The organism is Chryseosolibacter indicum (genome assembly GCF_018598585.1).
GTDB lineage: Bacteria > Bacteroidota > Bacteroidia > Cytophagales > Cyclobacteriaceae > Chryseosolibacter > Chryseosolibacter indicus.
Genome location: NZ_JAHESD010000002.1, coordinates 1 through 18,297, shown reverse-complemented (window position 1 = coordinate 18,297; position 18,297 = coordinate 1). Strand labels below are relative to the sequence as shown.

Genomic DNA, 18,297 nt, shown 5'->3' with positions numbered 1-18,297 from the left:
TTTACATTGTAGATTGGTATACATCCAATTTAAACAAATGAAATGGCATTTTGAATGGATCAAGCTCTACATAATTCCACTCCTGCGACCACGTATAATGCTCATCTGTTACTAAATCGTGCAATTTAATATGTATTCTTTCTTTAAGGTTTAATTTTTGAAGAGGAAGTTGTACAAAACCTGATTGTCTGCTATTCGGATCAAGATTAACAACCACCAATATAATATTTGATAGATCTTCCGTTGCCTTTAGGTAAGCCAGCAAGTTAGGATTTTCTATAGAACAAAATTGAAGATTCCATGTGGATTGTAAAGCCGGATTCTCTTTTCTAGCTTTATTAAGTACCGTAATTATATCCGTCATTCGATTGGTTCTTTTCCAATCATGCCATTTTACTTCGTATTTCTCAGAATCCATGTATTCTTCCCGCGTAGGAACTGGTGTATTATCACAGAACTCGTAAACAGGACCGTAAATACCATAATTAGAGCTCAAGGTAGCAGCAAGTGCCAGGCGAATAATAAATATATTTTCCCCCTGGTGTTGCAGATGATACGGTAAAATGTCTGGTGTATTTGGCCAGAAATTAGGTCTGAAAAAGTTTCTTGACGGCCCGTATACAAGCTCAGTCATGTATTCCATCAATTCCTGTTTTGATACACGCCAGGTAAAATAGGTATAAGATTGTGTAAAGCCTATTTTAGCCAGAGAAGCCATAATCCTTGGTCGTGTAAACGCCTCTGAAAGGAAGATAATGTCCTCATATTGCTTGTTTATCTCCCCTATCGCCCATTGCCAAAAGGGAATTGGTTTAGTATGTGGATTATCTACCCGGAAAATTTTAACTCCTTGTTCTATCCAGTAAACAATTACTGACTTAAGTTCTTCCCATAATTCTTTCCAGGTTTCCGTTTCAAAATTAAAAGGATAAATATCCTGATATTTCTTAGGAGGATTTTCAGCATATTGGATAGTGCCATCCGGTCTTTGTTTAAACCATTCTGGATGCTCCTTTACATAAGGATGATCAGGTGCACATTGAAAAGCAATATCCAAAGCAATGTCAATTCCTAATTTCTTCGCTTCTGCTATTAATCGCTTATAGTCATCCAGCGTTCCTAAGTCAGCGTGTATGGCTTTATGCCCACCTTCGTCGCTTCCAATCGCCCATGGCGACCCTGGTTCTCCCGGCTCTGCTTTTACATTATTATTCTTCCCTTTGCGATTTAGTTTACCTATAGGATGAATTGGAGGCAGATATAATATATCAAAGCCCATTGAGTGAATGCGCGGTAGAAGCTTAATTACATCTTTAAAAGTTCCATGTTTTCCTTCGAGCGAAGCAGAACGGGGGAATAACTCATACCATGAACTAAAGTTGGCTTTCTTGTTCTCGACATAAATGATCAATTCTTTATCATATCGTGTAGGAAAAGAGATATAGGGATGTTCATGAACAAGCTCGGCGAACTCCTTGCTCAGCACACTGGCAATAGCCTCTGAATAATTGTTTTTCTGAGATAATATCCTTGTGAAGTGTTTAACGCGTTCATTCTGGTCTGACAGACTTTTAAGATAGTTGGCTCCCTCAAGCAATTCGACACTTACATCTACCTTGGCTTCTGCTTTTTTCTTAAAGCCATCGTACCATGTATCAAAGTGATCGATCCATGCTTCAACCGTGAAAACATAATAGCCCTTTTCGGTAACAGGGAAAGAAGATTGCCATACATCATTTCCTACCGCAATTAACTCCTTCCTTGTCCATGTTTTTTGGCCTTGCTTCTTATATAGTAAGTGCGCTCTTATATGGTCATGTCCATCGCCAAAAATATCAGCAGTTACTTCGACAGATTCTCCTATTGTACGTTTTGAAGGGTAGAGTCCTCCTTCAACTTGGGGTTGAACATTTTCAATTATAACCCTTGATTGTCCTTTTACATTCATTCGAGAACTTGTTTATCTATCTGTTAAATTTTATGTTTTAAAGAAGCGTAATATGCGTTAACACTTGCCGCTTCCTTAAAACCACTGATACATTCTAAAATCTTTGTTCCATGTCATGAAGGATTACCGCCACCAGCTATAACTCACCGTGTGAATTACTGTATTTGAAAGATGTGTGAAGCATAAGGTTTTACCGGCAAGTTAAGAATCAGGTTCTCTATTTCTAACTTACCCTCATTGCCAAGTATATCCTTAACAGCATGCCTGGCTTGGGCTTCTATTCCAATCTCAATTGCAGCTTCGTGTGGTATTTCAACTTTTACATTTTGCTCCTGATCATTAAAACTCGTTACAATTAAAACTTTTTCACTTTGATAGTAACGGAGAAAAGCATGGACCTTTTCATTAAAATTACTTTGACGTTGGTTGAACTCAGTGATGTCAATATATTCTCCCCGGGTAATAGAAGTATTAGTAGCCGCAATATTTAAAAGACGACCATAAAATTGCCTGAGTTGCTTTTGTTCTTCAGAGAGCATCTCACCATCAAACCTTCCATTGTTCATCCACTTCTGATGCTCAGCAACACCCCAGTAATCAAATATGGTAGTTCTTCCGTCATCACCTTGAAACCCTTCTGCTCCATATGCCGGCTCTCCAACCTCTTGCCCAAAATAAATCATAACTGGCCCCTTATCTATCGTTGCACTAATCACCATCCCCGGTAATGCTTTCCATGGACTTCCTGCAAAAAATTTAGAAGCAATACGTTGTTCATCATGGTTTTCTAAAAAGTGAAGCATGTTGCTATTTATACCGCTTAACCTCTTTTGAATTTCACCGATATCTTTTGTGCCGAGTTGACCGTTGATCAGTAAGCGTAACGTATCATATAACAGCACCTTGTCGTAGAGATAATCAAAACGGCCAGCTTCAATGTAATTTCTGTATTGGTCGGGATTGTAAATTTCAGCTATAAAAATAATGTTGGCATTTACCTCTCTCACCTGAGGTATTACCCAACCCCAGAACTCAACGGGTACCATTTCAGCCATGTCGCACCTGAAGCCATCTACGCTTTTCTTTGCCCAAAAGATAAGTATGTCTCTCATCTTAATCCAAGTATCAGGAACAGGATCAAAATATGATTTACGTCCACCCAAAATATCAACTCCGTAATTTAATTTCACTGTCTCAAACCACTCATTAATACCCGGGCTGGCAGTAAACTGATCATTGCCAGTAACTTTTGCTGGTGTCTCTTCAAACTTTCCGTCCTTTGTTGGAAAGGTATAATCGCCAAGAGGATTATATCCTGAAGGAACCCGAAATGATTGACCTGGAAGATAGTAAAAGTTATTGCCGGGACTAAAGGCCTGAGATGTATCATCCTGTTCTCCAAGATCCCTTACTCCCTCTGGTTTAGCGTCAGACTTATAAGCACGTGCAACGTGGTTAGGTACAAAATCAATGATTACTTTTAAGCCAGCTTCATGTGTCCGTGATACAAGTGCTTCAAATTCTTCCATTCTGTGGGGAACATCCACTGCCAGATCAGGATCAACATCGTAATAATCCTTTATTGCATAAGGGGATCCGGCTCTTCCTTTAACAACATCGGCATCATCTAAAGGAATTCCATACTTTGTATAATCTGTTAAGACTGCATGCTCGATCACTCCTGTGCACCAAATGTGTGTTGCTCCTAAATCCCTTATAGCCTTAAGCGCCACATTGTTAATATCTTCAAATTTCCCAACGCCGTTCTCTTCTATTGTACCATATTGTTTATTAACTGTTGCCTTGTTCCCAAAAAGGCGGGTCATAAGCTGGTAAATAATTACTTTATCTGAAGATTTATTCATAACCGTTGCCGTTTCTTTTTTTTCTTTGTGTGAAGAACAGGCAAGCAATACTACGCATAATGAAAGAATGATCTTTCGCATCTTGCTACTTTTGTTTATGAGGCAGGACTTCTTTTCCTTGACAAAACAAGATGGATAACCAGGATTATAATACAGATCATTAGCCCCAAAAACTCTCTTGACGATTCAACGTAAGGATACTCCATCTTTGCAACGTCATCAAATAGAATTGATTTATTATCCTGTGCTAACCACTGTGCCACTCCATCAATAAAGAATAAACTGTACCCCACGTAAGCGATCAATAACACAACCATAAAGATTCTGAAATATACTTTAAACGCTGCCAGAATACATATAACGGCCATCGCTCCGTAAGCAAGTATCCATACTACCGGATCTGGATCATTGATCTGAACAAAGGCAAACACAAGAAACATTACCGCGAGGAGTAGATTAACTGCTTTCATAAGGTTAATTAAAAATCGATTCTGTACACCAATACTGGTATAATACCGAGCTGATATTTTGTTACAATTTTTTGTTGGGTGAAGTCGTAATAATGGTAACCTTCATTCTCATTATTCAATACATTTTGCAAATCAATTGCTAGTGTTCTTGTATATCCTGGCTTATCCTTTCTAAAGGAGATACGAAGGTCAATGCGGAAATAGTCACTTAACTTATTGTTAAACGGCGATACCTGATCATAAACAGTTTCGTATGCTACCATTGAATTTGCAACATCGATAGAAGATTCCCTTAGTCCACCGAGGTAAAGCAATCTTGAACTTAAACCGATCGTCCTGTTACGTGAAGGTTTATTCCATTCCGTGCCGAAAACAACATTTAGCGTATAGTTACCGTTAAACCTTGTATCACGTATTATGCCATCACTTCCCCTATACCGAGATTCATAGTAACTCGCACCCGCCTGAATATAATTTCGATTAAAAAAGTACTTCTCGACCGTAAGGTCTACCCCGTAATTTTCACCTTGTCCATCATTAACAAGACCTTCAGGAGCTATAGCTTCGATTAAATTAAGAACAGAAAATGACGATGTAACATTCTTTTCAACTGGAACATCAAATAGTCTTTGATAAAACAACGAGCTCCTGATTTTTACGTCGGCTGAAAAACTTCTCCAATATTCAAAATCTGCATGATGCGATTTTGTAAAACCAAGACCTTTATTTCCCCCCGCTGCATATACTTGTGCTTGCTGCAGTTGACTAATGAGACTGTATGCGAGTACAAATCCAGATGTTTCAGTAGTTTTATATGACAGGCTTACCCTTGGTTCAACCGAACTTGTACTATTCATTGTATAATACAAATACCGTAGCCCTGCTGTCAGATCAACAAACGAATTTATAGGCGTTTTAAAATTAATATACGGTTGTAGTAGAACACCTTCTGTGGCACCTTCATTGTTGCGGAACATGCGGAAAGAGCATGATATACAACCTATCTCTTTCTTACTAACTAATGTATTCTGCGTATAGTTAGTCATTACACCTAGTTCAAAAATGGATTTACTGCCTGTCTGAAAATTATAACTTATAGATGTTGATAGAATACTGTTATCTGAGTCGAAATAATCCTTAAGTAGGTTTCGTTCATCATCCGCAATGTTATCTGCAATATTCGCCTCCCTCGTTTGATTAGTACCAGAGTATGCTGCACCAATTCCGAAAGTTCCTTTTCCGATAGGCACTTTGTAATTGGTACCAATCGCATAAGTAGTGGCATCATAATCAATGTCATATTTATCCTTATCCTCTTCCCTATCCGCCAGGTCCTTCGCACGAAATTTATTACGACTTTTACCTCCAAAGCCAAAGAGAGTAAGCGTGCCGCCGTTTTTTTGTTCAAAAGAAGTATGAAAAGAAATATCCTGGAAGTTAATTGCTTCATCGCCAAAATCAATTCCTAAAGCGGACAATAATCCAACGGTAGAATATCTGTAGTTTACTAGAAATGAATTTTGACTGGATTTACCTAAAGGACCTTCAGCTGCAAGATCTATCCCAATTAAACTAGCCTGAGCAGTGTACTGCTTTCTCGTTTTATTACCTTCCCGAAGTTTCATATCAATGATACCGGAGAGAGAATTTCCATAATTAGCAGGAATGCCTCCGAAGAAGAAATCAGTACGGTCGAGCATTTGGGCACTGAGAATATTAACCCCTCCCCCATTGGCAGCCGGCCTGTCACTAAACGTGCCAGCATTAGCAAGATGATTTGGATTTACTATATCAAGACCATTTAATCTCCATAAAAGACCATTCGGTGAATTGCCTCGTACAATAATAGAATTATTCTGATCATTTGCTGCAACTACTCCTGGATACGCAGTAATCACGCGAACGGGATCAAAAAAATTAGCGGGAACGCGCAATGTCTTTTCTATGGACAAAGATTGAAGCCCCGGTATATTTTCTACCGCTCCTACTCCCTGTACTTCAACAACCTCCAGTACGGTTTCACTAACAGACAGTGGAATGTTAAGTGTTAACTCCTTTCCCGAAACAACAAGCAGTTCCTCCGTAAAGGAAGTATAACCTGTAAAAGTAACGTTGATACGATAACGGCCAACAGGCACTTGAATAGAGAATGATCCTGATTCAAGCGTGGTGGTGCTATATATTTTATCCCCTTTTATAATTTTAACACTCGCCCCTACCAGGGAACCGTTACTAACACGATCAACTACTCGCCCATTAACAGATTGTACTATTTCCTGTGCAGTAACAGCCTGCGTAAAGAATAGAAATATAATTAACACTCTTTTGTATGACACGCTCCTTACTTTAATGACCAAAAATAATAATGTCGGATGGATTTCATCCGACATTGCTAAAAAGTATCTTAACCAAAATACTACAGTATATTTTTCAGATTCTTAATGCTTGCCTCAATACTATCAATAGGAGCTGCAGGATATGACTCTTGTTCAATATAGAAATGCTTCAATCCTGATTGTTTAGCCTGCGCAAATATCTTCTTCCAATCAAGAGAACCAGTACCTACATCCGCATTTTTATCAGGATTTGTCTTATCCATATCCTTTACATGCCATTGTTCGAAACGTCCGGGATATTTTTTGAAATAATCCAATGCGTCTTTACCGGCACGGTATACCCAGTAAATGTCCATCTCCATACTTACTAATTTAGGATCAAGTTCGGCCAGCATTACATCGTAAGGAAGTTGTCCGTCTATTGTTTCGAATTCAAAATTATGGTTATGATAACCAAACCTGATTCCATTCTTATTGCATACTTCTCCTGCTTTGTTTAATGCCTCACAAATGCTCTTATAGTCATCAATTGTTCTTCTCTCAGGCTCATTAAGGTATGGTACTACCATAAACTTTTGTCCTACTGATTTGGCATCCGCTACTGCCATCTCCCACTTGTCACTTTTTGCAAGCGCCAATGGGTAATGGCCACTTGTTATCTTCATGCCAAGATCTTTAACATAATTTCCAAAGTCTTTGAATGCCATTCCAAAAATCTTTCCGTCGCTATAAGCATATGTCTCTATTTTTCCATAACCAAAGCCCGCTACTTTTTTCAACACACCCTTTGGATCATTAGGAATAGTGTCTCTTAACGAGTACAACTGTAAACCTATGTCCGACTTTGATTTCGCCTGTAGTAAAGCTGGCATTGTCGCAAGACTTGCTACTGTTAATGCTGACCTTTGAATAAATTCTCTTCTTTTCATGTTTAAAAGTTTGGTGTGTGTGTAGTTATTTGTTAGAAAGTTTAATACCTCCGTGGTAGAAAAGCTTCTTCGCTCCCGCATCAGGGTTTATAAATATTACATATATAGAATGGACACCTGTTTGCTCTTTGAATCGAATCGTTCCTGTAGAAATTCCGGTTTTATTAACCACAACTTTTCCAAGCAGTTCACCATCCAATTTATCCAGGCGCAGTTCCACTTCTCCTCCTACTGTTTCGTTAGGTATCATAAACGATACGACATTTGCGCTTCTAACTCCTGTAAGATCTATATCTTTATAAGCTGCTGAAGAATTGTTTTTAACATTATCAAGACCTACTTGTCCTTCATTTCTGATAAGCCGTACAGTATTTAATTCTGTGGCTTGATCTGCCTTTAGCATTGGACTTCTCAATGCAATTGTACTGAACGAAGAGATCGGTGGTAGCGGAGAAGCACCTCTATCAAAATAGGTTGCTGTTAATATATAGGCACCTTCTTCTTGTTTCCCTGGCTTTACAGTTCCTGCCAAAGGCAATTTCTTTGCCTCTTTTTCCTCTGTTAATGATAAAATGTACTCAACCATCTGCTTTGCATCTTCAACACTTACCTGAGGATGTGCCGCCATCTCGGTCGTCCCCCAAACACCTGATCCTCCCTTAATAATTTTCGCTGCAAGCTGGTCTACTGCACCGGTCTGTCCCTTGTACTTTTTGGCTACATCTTTATAAGAAGGGCCTGCAGATTTTTGATCAATTAAATGGCAAGATTTACAATCGCTTTTATCTATTAACGTTTTGCCAGGCAATTCAACTGTAGGCATTTGATGTCCTTGAGCAATTGCAGTCATATCATATCCTTTCAGATAATCAAAAGAAATGGTTACAGCGTCAGCTTTGATTGAACCATTTTCTGTTGAACCGTCCTCCTTGTCATTAACTGTAACAGCATATCGTATGGGAGTCTCAGGGAAGTAAAATGTTTTATTTCCTTCTGTTATCTGTGTTTTAACTACAGGAGCTTCATTACCTGCAATTACCTGAAGCTTAGCTGTTGTGAATGTACCTTTACTATCTGTTACTTTTAACACTGGAGTATAAACAGCTTCTTTATCGAGGTTCACTTTAAAGTTACCATCATCTGATTGATAGTGCTGATCATTAATAGTAAGCTCATATTTTAATCCATCACCATCAGGATCATGACTTCCTTTTGCTGTAAAATTAACACTTAAGGGAACGGCACCATTAAATTTATCCGCTGTAAGCATGGCTACCGGAGGACGATTACCACCGTTGTAATCAATTCTTATAAGGCGTGCATCGATATTCTGTTTAAACCATTGCGTGCCGTATTCCAGCATGTATAATCTTCCATCAGGTCCATAAGCCAAGTCCATGATGTTGTTGAACTTTGTGTTGGCCATAAATGGTTCGATGTCTTTGATATTACTTTGTTCATCTGTTGTTACTAAAAACATCCAATTACGCATCCAATCATAGATTAAAAGCTTCCCATCAAAGTAATCCGGAAAGGCAGTTTCCATACCTTTGAAATTCTCACTGTAATATATCGGACCTGCCATTGCATTTCGGCCTCCATCTTTTACCATAGGGAATTCTTCCGATTTAGCGTACGGATACCATATAAATGCAGGCGTGGCCGGTGGCAATTCTTTCTTTCCGGTGTTATTTGGTGATTCATTTAGCGGTGCACTGGCATCCCAGCGTTTGCTAACCTTTTTTGTAGCAAAATCATATTTAGCATAACTATAGTTGTTACCGACAAAGTATGGCCACCCAAAAAAGCCTGCTTTCTTGGCGAGGTTAACTTCGTCATACCCACGAGGCCCCCGAAGTGAATCGTTTTCACCGGCATCTGGTCCTACCTCTCCCCAGTACAAATAACCAGTCTTAAAATCAACAGATATGCGGTAAGGGTTACGGCATCCCATCACATAAATCTCTGGACAGGTATTCGGCTCTCCCTTAGCAAAAAGATTTCCTTCCGGAATGGTGTACGTTCCATCCGGTTCAGGATGAATACGAAGTATTTTTCCTCTTAAATCATTTGTGTTGCTGGAAGATTTTTGGGCATCAAAAGGAGAACGCCCTGTGCGTTCGTCAGAAGGACTGTATCCGTCTGATTCGAAAGGACTCGTATTATCACCTGTGGAAATAAAAAGATTCGCACCAGGGCCAAAAGTTAACGAACCTCCTGTGTGGCAACATGTCTCTCGTTGTGTTGGGACTTCAAGCATTTGCTTTTCCGAGGATACGTCGATCTTATCATCTTTAAAAACAAATCGTGACAACACATTGGCGGACTTTTGAGGATGAGAATAGAAAATATAGACCCAGTTGTTCTCTTTAAAATTAGGATCGGCTGTAAGGCCAATTACACCATCTTCAAATTTTACACCGACGCTAAGTGTATTTACAACTTTAACTTTTCCATCTGATGGCGTATAAAGTTTGATATCACCTTTTCTTTCTGCGAATAAAATCTTCCCGTCAGGAAGAATAGCCATTTCTGTAGGCTCATTTAGATTAATATCAAGAACAGTTTTTGTAAACCTGTTTTCCTCAGGCATGCGCCTGGACTTAACCTTGCCGTAGTCAAGTTTATCTTTACCTATTGCATATTGAATGCCCTGAAGCAGATGCTCCTGAAACAAAGGATCAGAGAATGTCTCATCGGTATGACCAAGGCCTGTATAGAAGGCCCTGCCCCCTTCATATTCATGATACCAGGCAATCGGATGGCTTTCTCCATTCTCGCCTCCCTTATAAGTGGTTTCATCCAAATTGTAAATAACGTTGAGATCTGAACTTATGTTTTTGTAGTTGTACCATTCATCTGTTTTTGTCCATGTGTCAGGCAAAGTATTGGGACCAAATGGTCTTACTTTTTTTATTGTGGCCTCTTGTACCTGGGGATGGCTTTTGAAATAGGCGCCTACCAATTTGCCATACCAAGGCCACTCATATTCTGTATCAGCAGCAGCGTGGATGCCTACAAAACCTCCACCTGCCTCTATAAAGCGTTTAAAATCTACTTGTTGAACAGGATCAAGAACATCTTGTGTTGTATTGAGAAACACAATTGCTTTATATCGCTTCAAATTCTCTTCATTAAAATTTGAAGCGCTCTCTGTTGTATCTACTTCAAAATTATTTTTCTTACCTAGCTCAATTAAGGCTACTTTTCCTGCTTCAATAGATTCATGTCTGTAACCCTTTGTCTTTGAGAAGACCAGGATTTTATCTTTCCCGCGCTCACATGAAAACAAAAGGCAAGAAAGTAATAGCAATACAATGTATGATCTCATAATAGCTGTAAATTAAAAAATCCGAAAGACTTAACCTCCGGATTTTCTAAAAATGAATGATGGTATTGAGTATGAATTGTAGATGTAAGCGTTACATCCATGCCAATGTGTTTGAAAGACACTATGCTTCTTATGACAACCGCTGACATAATTTACCTGACTTAGCTTTAATTCTATTGTTTAGATTTAGTAGTTAAATCAGTTATCAATACTTTACCGGTTATTACCTCAAAGCAATTTTATTACTGCTTCGGTTTTTCTCCATCAAGAGATAGCACATACATCGCCATTTTTTCTGCGTCAGCCTTGCTGATATCAGGGTGTGGTGTCATTGGAATATCGCCCCAGTTACCACTTCCTCCCTGGATAATTTTACCCGCAAGCATCGATACATTTGCCGGGGTAAACTCATATTTCTTTGCAACTTCTGCATGCGCAGGGCCTACAATTTTGTTTGTGGCATGGTGACATGTTTTACAATCGCTCTGATCTACCAGCGCCTGACCTTGCTTTATCAGATCTTCTGCTGATTCTTTTTTAGGTTCAGCGGTTTCATAATCACTATATTCATCTCCTGCGCCTTCTTCTGTCTTACCTTCTTCCTTTTTTCCACCTCCACCACAAGAGGTTAATGTCCAGGTTGAAAACCCTACCAGTACAATCAGTATAAAAAACTTTTTCATTGAATTGTTATATTTAATTTACTCCTAATACTTTCTTGTTAAACTTTTGATCACGCTCGCCGCCGGCAAAATCGTCAAATGCTTTTTCAGTCACACGGATAATATGATCCTTAATAAACTTAACGCCTTCAGCCGCGCCTTGTTCTGGGTGCTTCATGCAACATTCCCATTCAAGAACGGCCCATCCATCAAAACCATATTGGGTAAGTTTAGAGAAGATGGATTTAAAATCTACCTGGCCGTCGCCTAACGAACGGAATCTTCCGGCTCTGTTGATCCAATCCTGGTATCCGCCATATACACCAACTTTTCCTGAAGGATTAAATTCTGCATCCTTAACATGGAACATTTTGATAAAGGTGTGATAGAAGTCTATGTATTGCAGATAATCAAGTTGCTGTAATACAAAGTGGCTTGGATCGTAAAGAAGATTACAACGCGTATGCTTCTCTGTTGCCTCCCAGAAACGTTCAAAGGTAATACCATCATGCAAATCTTCACCAGGGTGAATCTCATAACAAAGGTCTACTCCTGCCTTATCAAAAGCATTAAGAATAGGCACCCAGCGCTTTGCCAGTTCTTTAAAACCATCTTCAACAAGGCCAAGAGGACGTTGTGGCCAAGGGTATACAGTATGCCACATCAGCGCGCCAGAAAACGTAGCAACGGCATTTAAACCTAAATTTCGACTTGCCTTGGCGGCATTTTTTAATTGCTCTACCGCCCAGGTTTGCCGGTCCTTATAATTTCCTCTTAATTCCGGAGGTGCAAAGCCGTCGAACAATTCGTTGTACGCGGGGTGAACAGCCACTAACTGTCCTTGTAAGTGCGTTGAAAGCTCTGTTACCTGTACGCCACATGATTCTAACGTTCCCTTCCATTCATCACAGTAATCTTTGCTTTCGGCAGCTTTAGCCAAATCTATACAACGGCTATCCCATGTAGGAATTTGTACTCCTACATAGCCCAATGAAGCTGCCCACTTTGCTATTGTTTTAATATTATCAAACGGTGCTTCATCGCCCATGAACTGCGCAAGAAATATTGCCGGACCTTTAATTGTCTTCATCTCTTTTGGTTAAGTAGTTGAGGTAATAATAGTCAATAGTCAATAGTCAATAGTCAATAGTCAATTAGTATTTTTTATAATTCAGAAGGTAATTTCTCACCATATTTTATTTCTGGCTCGTTTACATCTCCAATGGATTTTATATAGCTATTTAACATTTTCACTATCACGTTTAAAGAATCAGCAAGGCTATTATAATCTTCATTAGATACAAGGTTTCTTTTATATGCCTTGGTCAACCATGTTTTCGTTTCGTAAAGAGAACCCCTCGAGTAATAACCAAAGTTCTTTGCTTCTTTGTAATGATATCTTCCAAAGCCCTCGCTTAAATTTGCTGCAATTGAGTCAGTAGCTCGAACAAATTGTTTTCCAATAGTATCTTTTTGAAAATTTGTCCACCTATCAACAATAATCCAAACCCTTTCTCCTACCTCCATTGCCAAATTGTAAACCTTTAGATCATCCAGATTCATAAACTATTAGTTTGCATTACCATTGACCAATGACAATTAACTAATGACTTTCTATTTTATCCTTTAATCTGCGTCCACTTTTTATTCGAGTTGGATGATTTGATTACTGCATCGACAAAAGCCATACCACGGACGCCATCGGCTACATCAGGGAAATCGAATTTCTCAGGGTCTATTCGCTTTCCTGGTTTATAGGCACGAACTGCTCTGGCAAAGGCAAGGTAGATATTTGCAAAAGCTTCCAGATATCCTTCTGGATGACCCGATGGTGTTCTGGTATTTAGCTTTGCTACATCAGAAAGATAACCTGACCCTGTTCTGATAATTTCTTTTGGCTTGTCGAGCCACTTTGCTACTAAGGTATTTGGTTCTTCCTGTCTCCATTCAAGTCCACCTTTTTCACCATATACTCTTATGTTGAGATTATTTTCTTCACCCGCGGCTACTTGTGTTGCTAACAGTACACCGCTTGCTCCATTTTCAAATTTCACGAGCATCGAACTGTCATCGTCAAGCTTTCTGCCTTTCACAACAATATTTAACATCGCATTAATCTCAGTGATGTTAGAACCTGTGATATATTCGGCAAGGTTGGCAGCATGCGTACCTATATCACCAATAGCGCCACCAGCACCGGATTTGGATGGATCGGTTCTCCAGCTTGCCTGCTTGTTACCACTGCGTTCAACAAAAGTAGAGAGCCACCCTTGTGGGTATTCTACATACACCTTTCTGATTTTTCCCAGCTTGCCTGACTTCACCATTTGTCTTGCTTCTTTTACGAGCGGATAGCCAGTGTAGGTATGTGTTAGTGCCAGGATAAGACCTGTTTTATCAACTACTTTCTGAAGTGCTTTTGCTTCCGCTACACTAAAGGCCAGAGGCTTATCGATGATAACATGAAAGCCATTTTCGAGTGCCGCCTTTGCAGGAGCGAAGTGTACGTGATTAGGAGTTACGATGGAAACAAAATCCATTCGCTGATCTTCAGGAAGAAGCTTTTCCTTCTCGATCATTTCATCAAAACTTCCATATACTCTTTCGGGATCAATAAAGAGTGCTTTGCCGGTTGCTTTAGATTTTTCAGGATTACTGCTGAAAGCACCACACACTAGTTCGATTTCTCCGTCTAGTGCTGCGGCCCTGCGATGAACGGCGCCGATGAAAGCATCCATGCTTCCACCAATCATACCCATGCGTAGTTTTCTGCTCATAGAGCGTTAAAATTATGATTTGAATCAGCTTTTAAAATATTTGAGCCAAAAATTAAGGAATAAATTTAATGAAAACGATTGCGATATTGGTTGAATGGGCTAAAATCTTACTATTCCATCCCTATGCCTAGCCTTGCGAGAGTTTTAGTGCTTCTCAACGACAAGAGTTTAATAGCCACATACGTAAGGCAATGTATAGTGTAAGCACTGAGTAGGCGCCGAGTGGTTTTAGTGATTGTCCCATCAATGGTACATTTTATGGAGCGATCATCCATTTCGCACTAGACCTATCGGGTATTTAATAGGAGAATCATCGAACGGGAAGGATGCACAACTAATAAACATCTAGTGGCAATGGAAGGCCATCTATACAATAATGGGAGAACAATGAGAGAAATCTATAGAACATCTGTACATCTCTAGAGCTTCTCTAAACCCACTCTAAACCCACTCCGATACCAGATGGGAGACTGAACTGGATTCCTGATGCTACAAGGGATAAAAAAAGCCGTGACTGCATCAGTCACGGCTTTTGTACAATGAGAAATTAAGATTGATTAGATAAACTTGTTGATGAGGTTTTCGTAGTACTCTTGCTTACCGCTGATTTGCTTAGGCTCGCCGTTTTGCTGTGCGTAGTCATACAAATCTTTCAGGCTTAATTTACCTTGTTCGAATTCTTTTCCTTTTCCGCTGTCGAAGCTTGCATAGCGTTCTGTGCGAAGTTTGCTATACTCTCCGTTCTCAAGGATAGCTTGTGCGATTAAAAGGGCTCTTGCAAAAGAATCCATACCACCAATGTGTGCATAGAAAATATCTTCAAGATCGGTTGAGTTTCTTCTTGTCTTTGCATCGAAGTTTACGCCACCACCTTGCAGCCCACCTGCCTCTAGAATTATGAGCGTAGCTTCTGCAAGCTCATAAAGATTGTTAGGGAATTGATCGGTATCCCAACCATTTTGGTAGTCGCCACGGTTAGCATCGATGCTTCCTAACACACCTGCGTCCGCAGCGACTTGAAGTTCGTGCTGGAATGTGTGGTGGGCTAATGTAGCGTGGTTAACTTCAATGTTAATTTTGAAGTCGTTCAACAAATCGAATTGTCTTAAGAAACCAATTACTGTAGCACAATCAAAATCATATTGATGCTTAGATGGCTCCATAGGCTTAGGTTCGATGAAGAACGTGCCTTTGAATCCTTGTGAACGTGCATAATCTTTTGCTGCATGAAGGAATTTAGCCAGGTGTTCCTGCTCACGCTTCATCTGCGTATTGAGCAATGTCATATAACCTTCTCTTCCTCCCCAGAACACATAGTTCTCGCCACCTAATGCTATTGTTGCGTCCAGTGCATTCTTAACCTGCGCTGCAGCGTAGGCTACCACGTTAAAATCAGGGTTAGTTGAAGCACCATTCATGTAGCGCGGATGCGAGAATAAGTTGGCTGTTCCCCAAAGTAATTTTACGCCGGATGCCTGTTGTTTCTTCTTCGCGTAGTCAACTATTTTTTGAAGGCGTGATTCAGATTCTTTAAATGTTGATCCTTCATTTACCAAATCAAAATCATGGAAACAGTAGTATGGAGCACCAATTTTGGTAATGAATTCAAAGGCTGCATCCATTTTATCATAAGCGCATTGCATCGGATCAGTGCTTTGAAGCCATGGGAAGTTTTTGGTACCAGGACCGAAAGGATCACCTCCTGTACTCGTGAATGTATGCCAATACGCAATTGCAAATTTGAAATGCTCTTCCATGGTTTTGTTTCCTACTTTTTGCTTTGCATCGTAGTACTTAAACGCCATTGGATTGTCTGATTTTTTTCCTTCAAATTGAATCTGGCCGATGCCTTTGAAGTACTCCTTTTCTCCTAATGTAAGTTTCATCTGATTATTGATTAGATAGTAGTTTATTTACTTTATGATTGACAAGGTTTACAAGAACTTATTAAGCTGTAGTTTCCACCTTTCATAAGCCTTTTGATATTGTTCTGACTTACCATTGTCAGGAACTTCTTCCTTGATAATTGCAAGACCTTTAAATGCATCTTTCATTGAAGTGAAGATGCCTGCTCCTACTCCTGCCCCCAGTGCAGCTCCTGTGGCGCCATCAGTATTGTATAGCTCGACAGGTGCTCCAATTGTATTCACAAACGCTTCGCGGAATAAAGGACTTAAGAACATGTTGGCATGGCCGGCTTTTATCACCTTTGTCTTCAAGCCCATTGACTGAAGAACATCAAAACCGTACCTCAAGGCGAATACGATACCTTCCTGAGAAGCGCGTAATAAATGAGCCTGACTGTGTCTGTTAAAATCAAGACCAAGGATAGAAGCGTTGATGGCTTTATTTTCAAGCACGCGTTCGGCTCCATTCCCGAAAGGAAGAACCATTAATCCATCTGAACCAATAGGTGCATCTTTGGCGAGGTCGTTCATCTGCGCATATTCCAATGGAGCCCCTGCTCCTCTTGAGTTTTTACGAAGCCAGCTGTTTAATATACCCGTGCCGTTGATACAAAGCAGAACACCATTAACTGTTGACGTAGGTGTGTTGCTTACGTGAACAAATGTGTTTACCCTAGACTTAGGATCATATGCATTCTTATCAGTTACTGAATAAATCACGCCGGATGTACCTGCAGTCGCAGCTGTTTCACCTGGATTTAAAACGTTAAGTGAGAAAGCATTGTTAGGCTGATCACCCGCGCGATACGAAATCTTTATTCCTGCTTTAAGACCAAGTTCGGCGGCTACTTCTTTGCGAAGTTCACCCTGAACAGAGAACACAGGCTTCATTATGGCGAGCTTCTGCTTTTCAATTTCATAAACTTTCAAAAGCTCGTCAGAGACACCCTTTGACTGGTAATCCCAAAAGATACCTTCTGAAAGACCAGAATCAGTGGTAACAATTTCGCCTGATAATCTTAAAGCAATGTAGTCTCCCGGAAGCATGATCTTGTCTATCGCCTCAAAAACAGAAGGTTCATTTTCTTTAACCCATCTTAATTTTGAAGCTGTGAAGTTTCCAGGTGAGTTAAGAAAGTGTTGGAGGCAGTAATCAGCGCCAAGCTTATTAAATGCTTTATCGCCAATGCTTACAGCTCGGCTATCACACCAGATAATTGATGGGCGAAGTGGTTTATGGTCTTTTCCTACCACCACTAACCCGTGCATCTGGTAGGAAATGCCAATGGCGGCAATAGCCTCACCTTTCACATCATTTTTCTGTAGACAAAGCTTTATCGCCTTTACGGCATGTTCCCACCAAAGGTCGGGATCTTGCTCTGCCCAGCCGGACTGAACGGCTAGCATAGGTAATTCTTCAGCTGGAGATTGTGCTGAAGCAATTGTTTTTCCTGTTTCTGCATTAACAACAGAAGCTTTAATTGATGAACTTCCAATGTCTAATCCTAGCAGGAGTTGGCTCATATGTTAATATTTTACGACAATAATATTTACAAATAGTCAATTTGACTATAATTTTTATATATATTTTATAACTTCAAGACTTATTGCTAGACCGCTACCTATGTTTTCTAATAACTTTTCAAGTGAGACAATTGATGCACTCTCCATCGATTGTTTGATTTTTGGCTTCAGAGACGGCATTTTAGACATTTTATTGGTAAAACATGGTGAAGGAATAAGTAAGGGAAAATGGGCGTTGCCGGGTGGGTGGATCCAATATAATGAAAGTATTGATGATGCCGCAACCAGGATTCTTAAATCATTAACCGGCGTATCGGACATTTACCTTGAACAACTAAGGGCGTTTGGTGACACGGATCGATACCCTGATAAGCGCGTTATAACACTTGCGTATTATGCGCTGGTGAACTCAGATCAGTTTGAATTAAATCCGGGCTTCACTGCCTCAGAGGTTAAATGGATAAACATACAGGATGTGCCTGAATTGCCTTACGACCACAATAAGATCTTGAACTTCGGTTTTAAGTATCTAAAACATAAGGTAAGGC

The 18,297-nt window shown here is 39.9% G+C and carries 13 protein-coding genes; 1 reads left to right on the top strand and 12 read right to left on the bottom strand.

Going from position 1 to position 18,297, the window contains the following annotated elements; genetic code table 11:
• Position 1: 1 nt before the first annotated feature.
• The 12 genes from KK060_RS00900 to KK060_RS00845 all read right to left on the bottom strand — a co-directional run bounded on the left by KK060_RS00900 (position 2) and on the right by KK060_RS00845 (position 17,749).
• Entirely contained in the window at positions 2-1,948 is a 1,947-nt protein-coding gene (locus KK060_RS00900; protein ID WP_254151518.1) for an alpha-1,4-glucan--maltose-1-phosphate maltosyltransferase, read from the bottom strand.
• A 155-nt stretch (positions 1,949-2,103) separates the two neighbouring features.
• A complete protein-coding gene (locus KK060_RS00895; protein WP_254151517.1) occupies positions 2,104-3,813 on the bottom strand; it encodes an alpha-amylase family protein in 1,710 nt (569 codons plus the stop codon).
• A gap of 95 nt (positions 3,814-3,908) precedes the next feature.
• On the bottom strand, positions 3,909-4,283 hold the full coding sequence (locus KK060_RS00890) for a transmembrane 220 family protein (RefSeq protein ID WP_254151516.1): 375 nt from the start codon (positions 4,281-4,283) through the stop codon (positions 3,909-3,911).
• Positions 4,284-4,291: 8 nt separating this feature from the next.
• The gene (locus tag KK060_RS00885; protein WP_254151515.1) at positions 4,292-6,619 is read right to left on the bottom strand and encodes a carboxypeptidase regulatory-like domain-containing protein; all 2,328 of its coding nucleotides are present in this window, start codon (positions 6,617-6,619) and stop codon (positions 4,292-4,294) included.
• Positions 6,620-6,699: 80 nt separating this feature from the next.
• Positions 6,700-7,548, bottom strand: a complete 849-nt coding sequence (locus KK060_RS00880) for a sugar phosphate isomerase/epimerase family protein (protein WP_254151514.1) — start codon at positions 7,546-7,548, stop codon at positions 6,700-6,702.
• A gap of 25 nt (positions 7,549-7,573) precedes the next feature.
• Positions 7,574-10,879 carry a ThuA domain-containing protein gene (locus tag KK060_RS00875; protein ID WP_254151513.1) on the bottom strand — a complete coding sequence of 1,102 codons (3,306 nt, stop codon included), beginning with the start codon at positions 10,877-10,879 and terminating at the stop codon, positions 7,574-7,576.
• A gap of 242 nt (positions 10,880-11,121) precedes the next feature.
• A complete protein-coding gene (locus tag KK060_RS00870) occupies positions 11,122-11,562 on the bottom strand; it encodes a c-type cytochrome (RefSeq protein WP_254151512.1) in 441 nt (146 codons plus the stop codon).
• Between the two features lie 13 nt (positions 11,563-11,575).
• On the bottom strand, positions 11,576-12,631 hold the full coding sequence (locus KK060_RS00865) for a sugar phosphate isomerase/epimerase family protein (RefSeq protein ID WP_254151511.1): 1,056 nt from the start codon (positions 12,629-12,631) through the stop codon (positions 11,576-11,578).
• 74 nt (positions 12,632-12,705) lie between these two features.
• On the bottom strand, positions 12,706-13,104 hold the full coding sequence (locus KK060_RS00860; protein ID WP_254151510.1) for a four helix bundle protein: 399 nt from the start codon (positions 13,102-13,104) through the stop codon (positions 12,706-12,708).
• Positions 13,105-13,160: 56 nt separating this feature from the next.
• Positions 13,161-14,318, bottom strand: a complete 1,158-nt coding sequence (locus tag KK060_RS00855; RefSeq protein WP_254151509.1) for a Gfo/Idh/MocA family protein — start codon at positions 14,316-14,318, stop codon at positions 13,161-13,163.
• 557 nt (positions 14,319-14,875) lie between these two features.
• The gene (xylA, locus tag KK060_RS00850) at positions 14,876-16,204 is read right to left on the bottom strand and encodes a xylose isomerase (protein WP_254151508.1); all 1,329 of its coding nucleotides are present in this window, start codon (positions 16,202-16,204) and stop codon (positions 14,876-14,878) included.
• Positions 16,205-16,252: 48 nt separating this feature from the next.
• Positions 16,253-17,749 (bottom strand): xylulokinase, encoded by a 1,497-nt coding sequence (locus tag KK060_RS00845; protein ID WP_254151507.1) that lies wholly within the window; start codon positions 17,747-17,749, stop codon positions 16,253-16,255.
• Between the two features lie 100 nt (positions 17,750-17,849).
• On the opposite strand from KK060_RS00845, the gene KK060_RS00840 reads away from it, so the two are divergent.
• A partial coding sequence (locus KK060_RS00840; RefSeq protein WP_254151506.1) for an NUDIX domain-containing protein occupies positions 17,850-18,297 on the top strand: 448 nt, incomplete at its 3' end.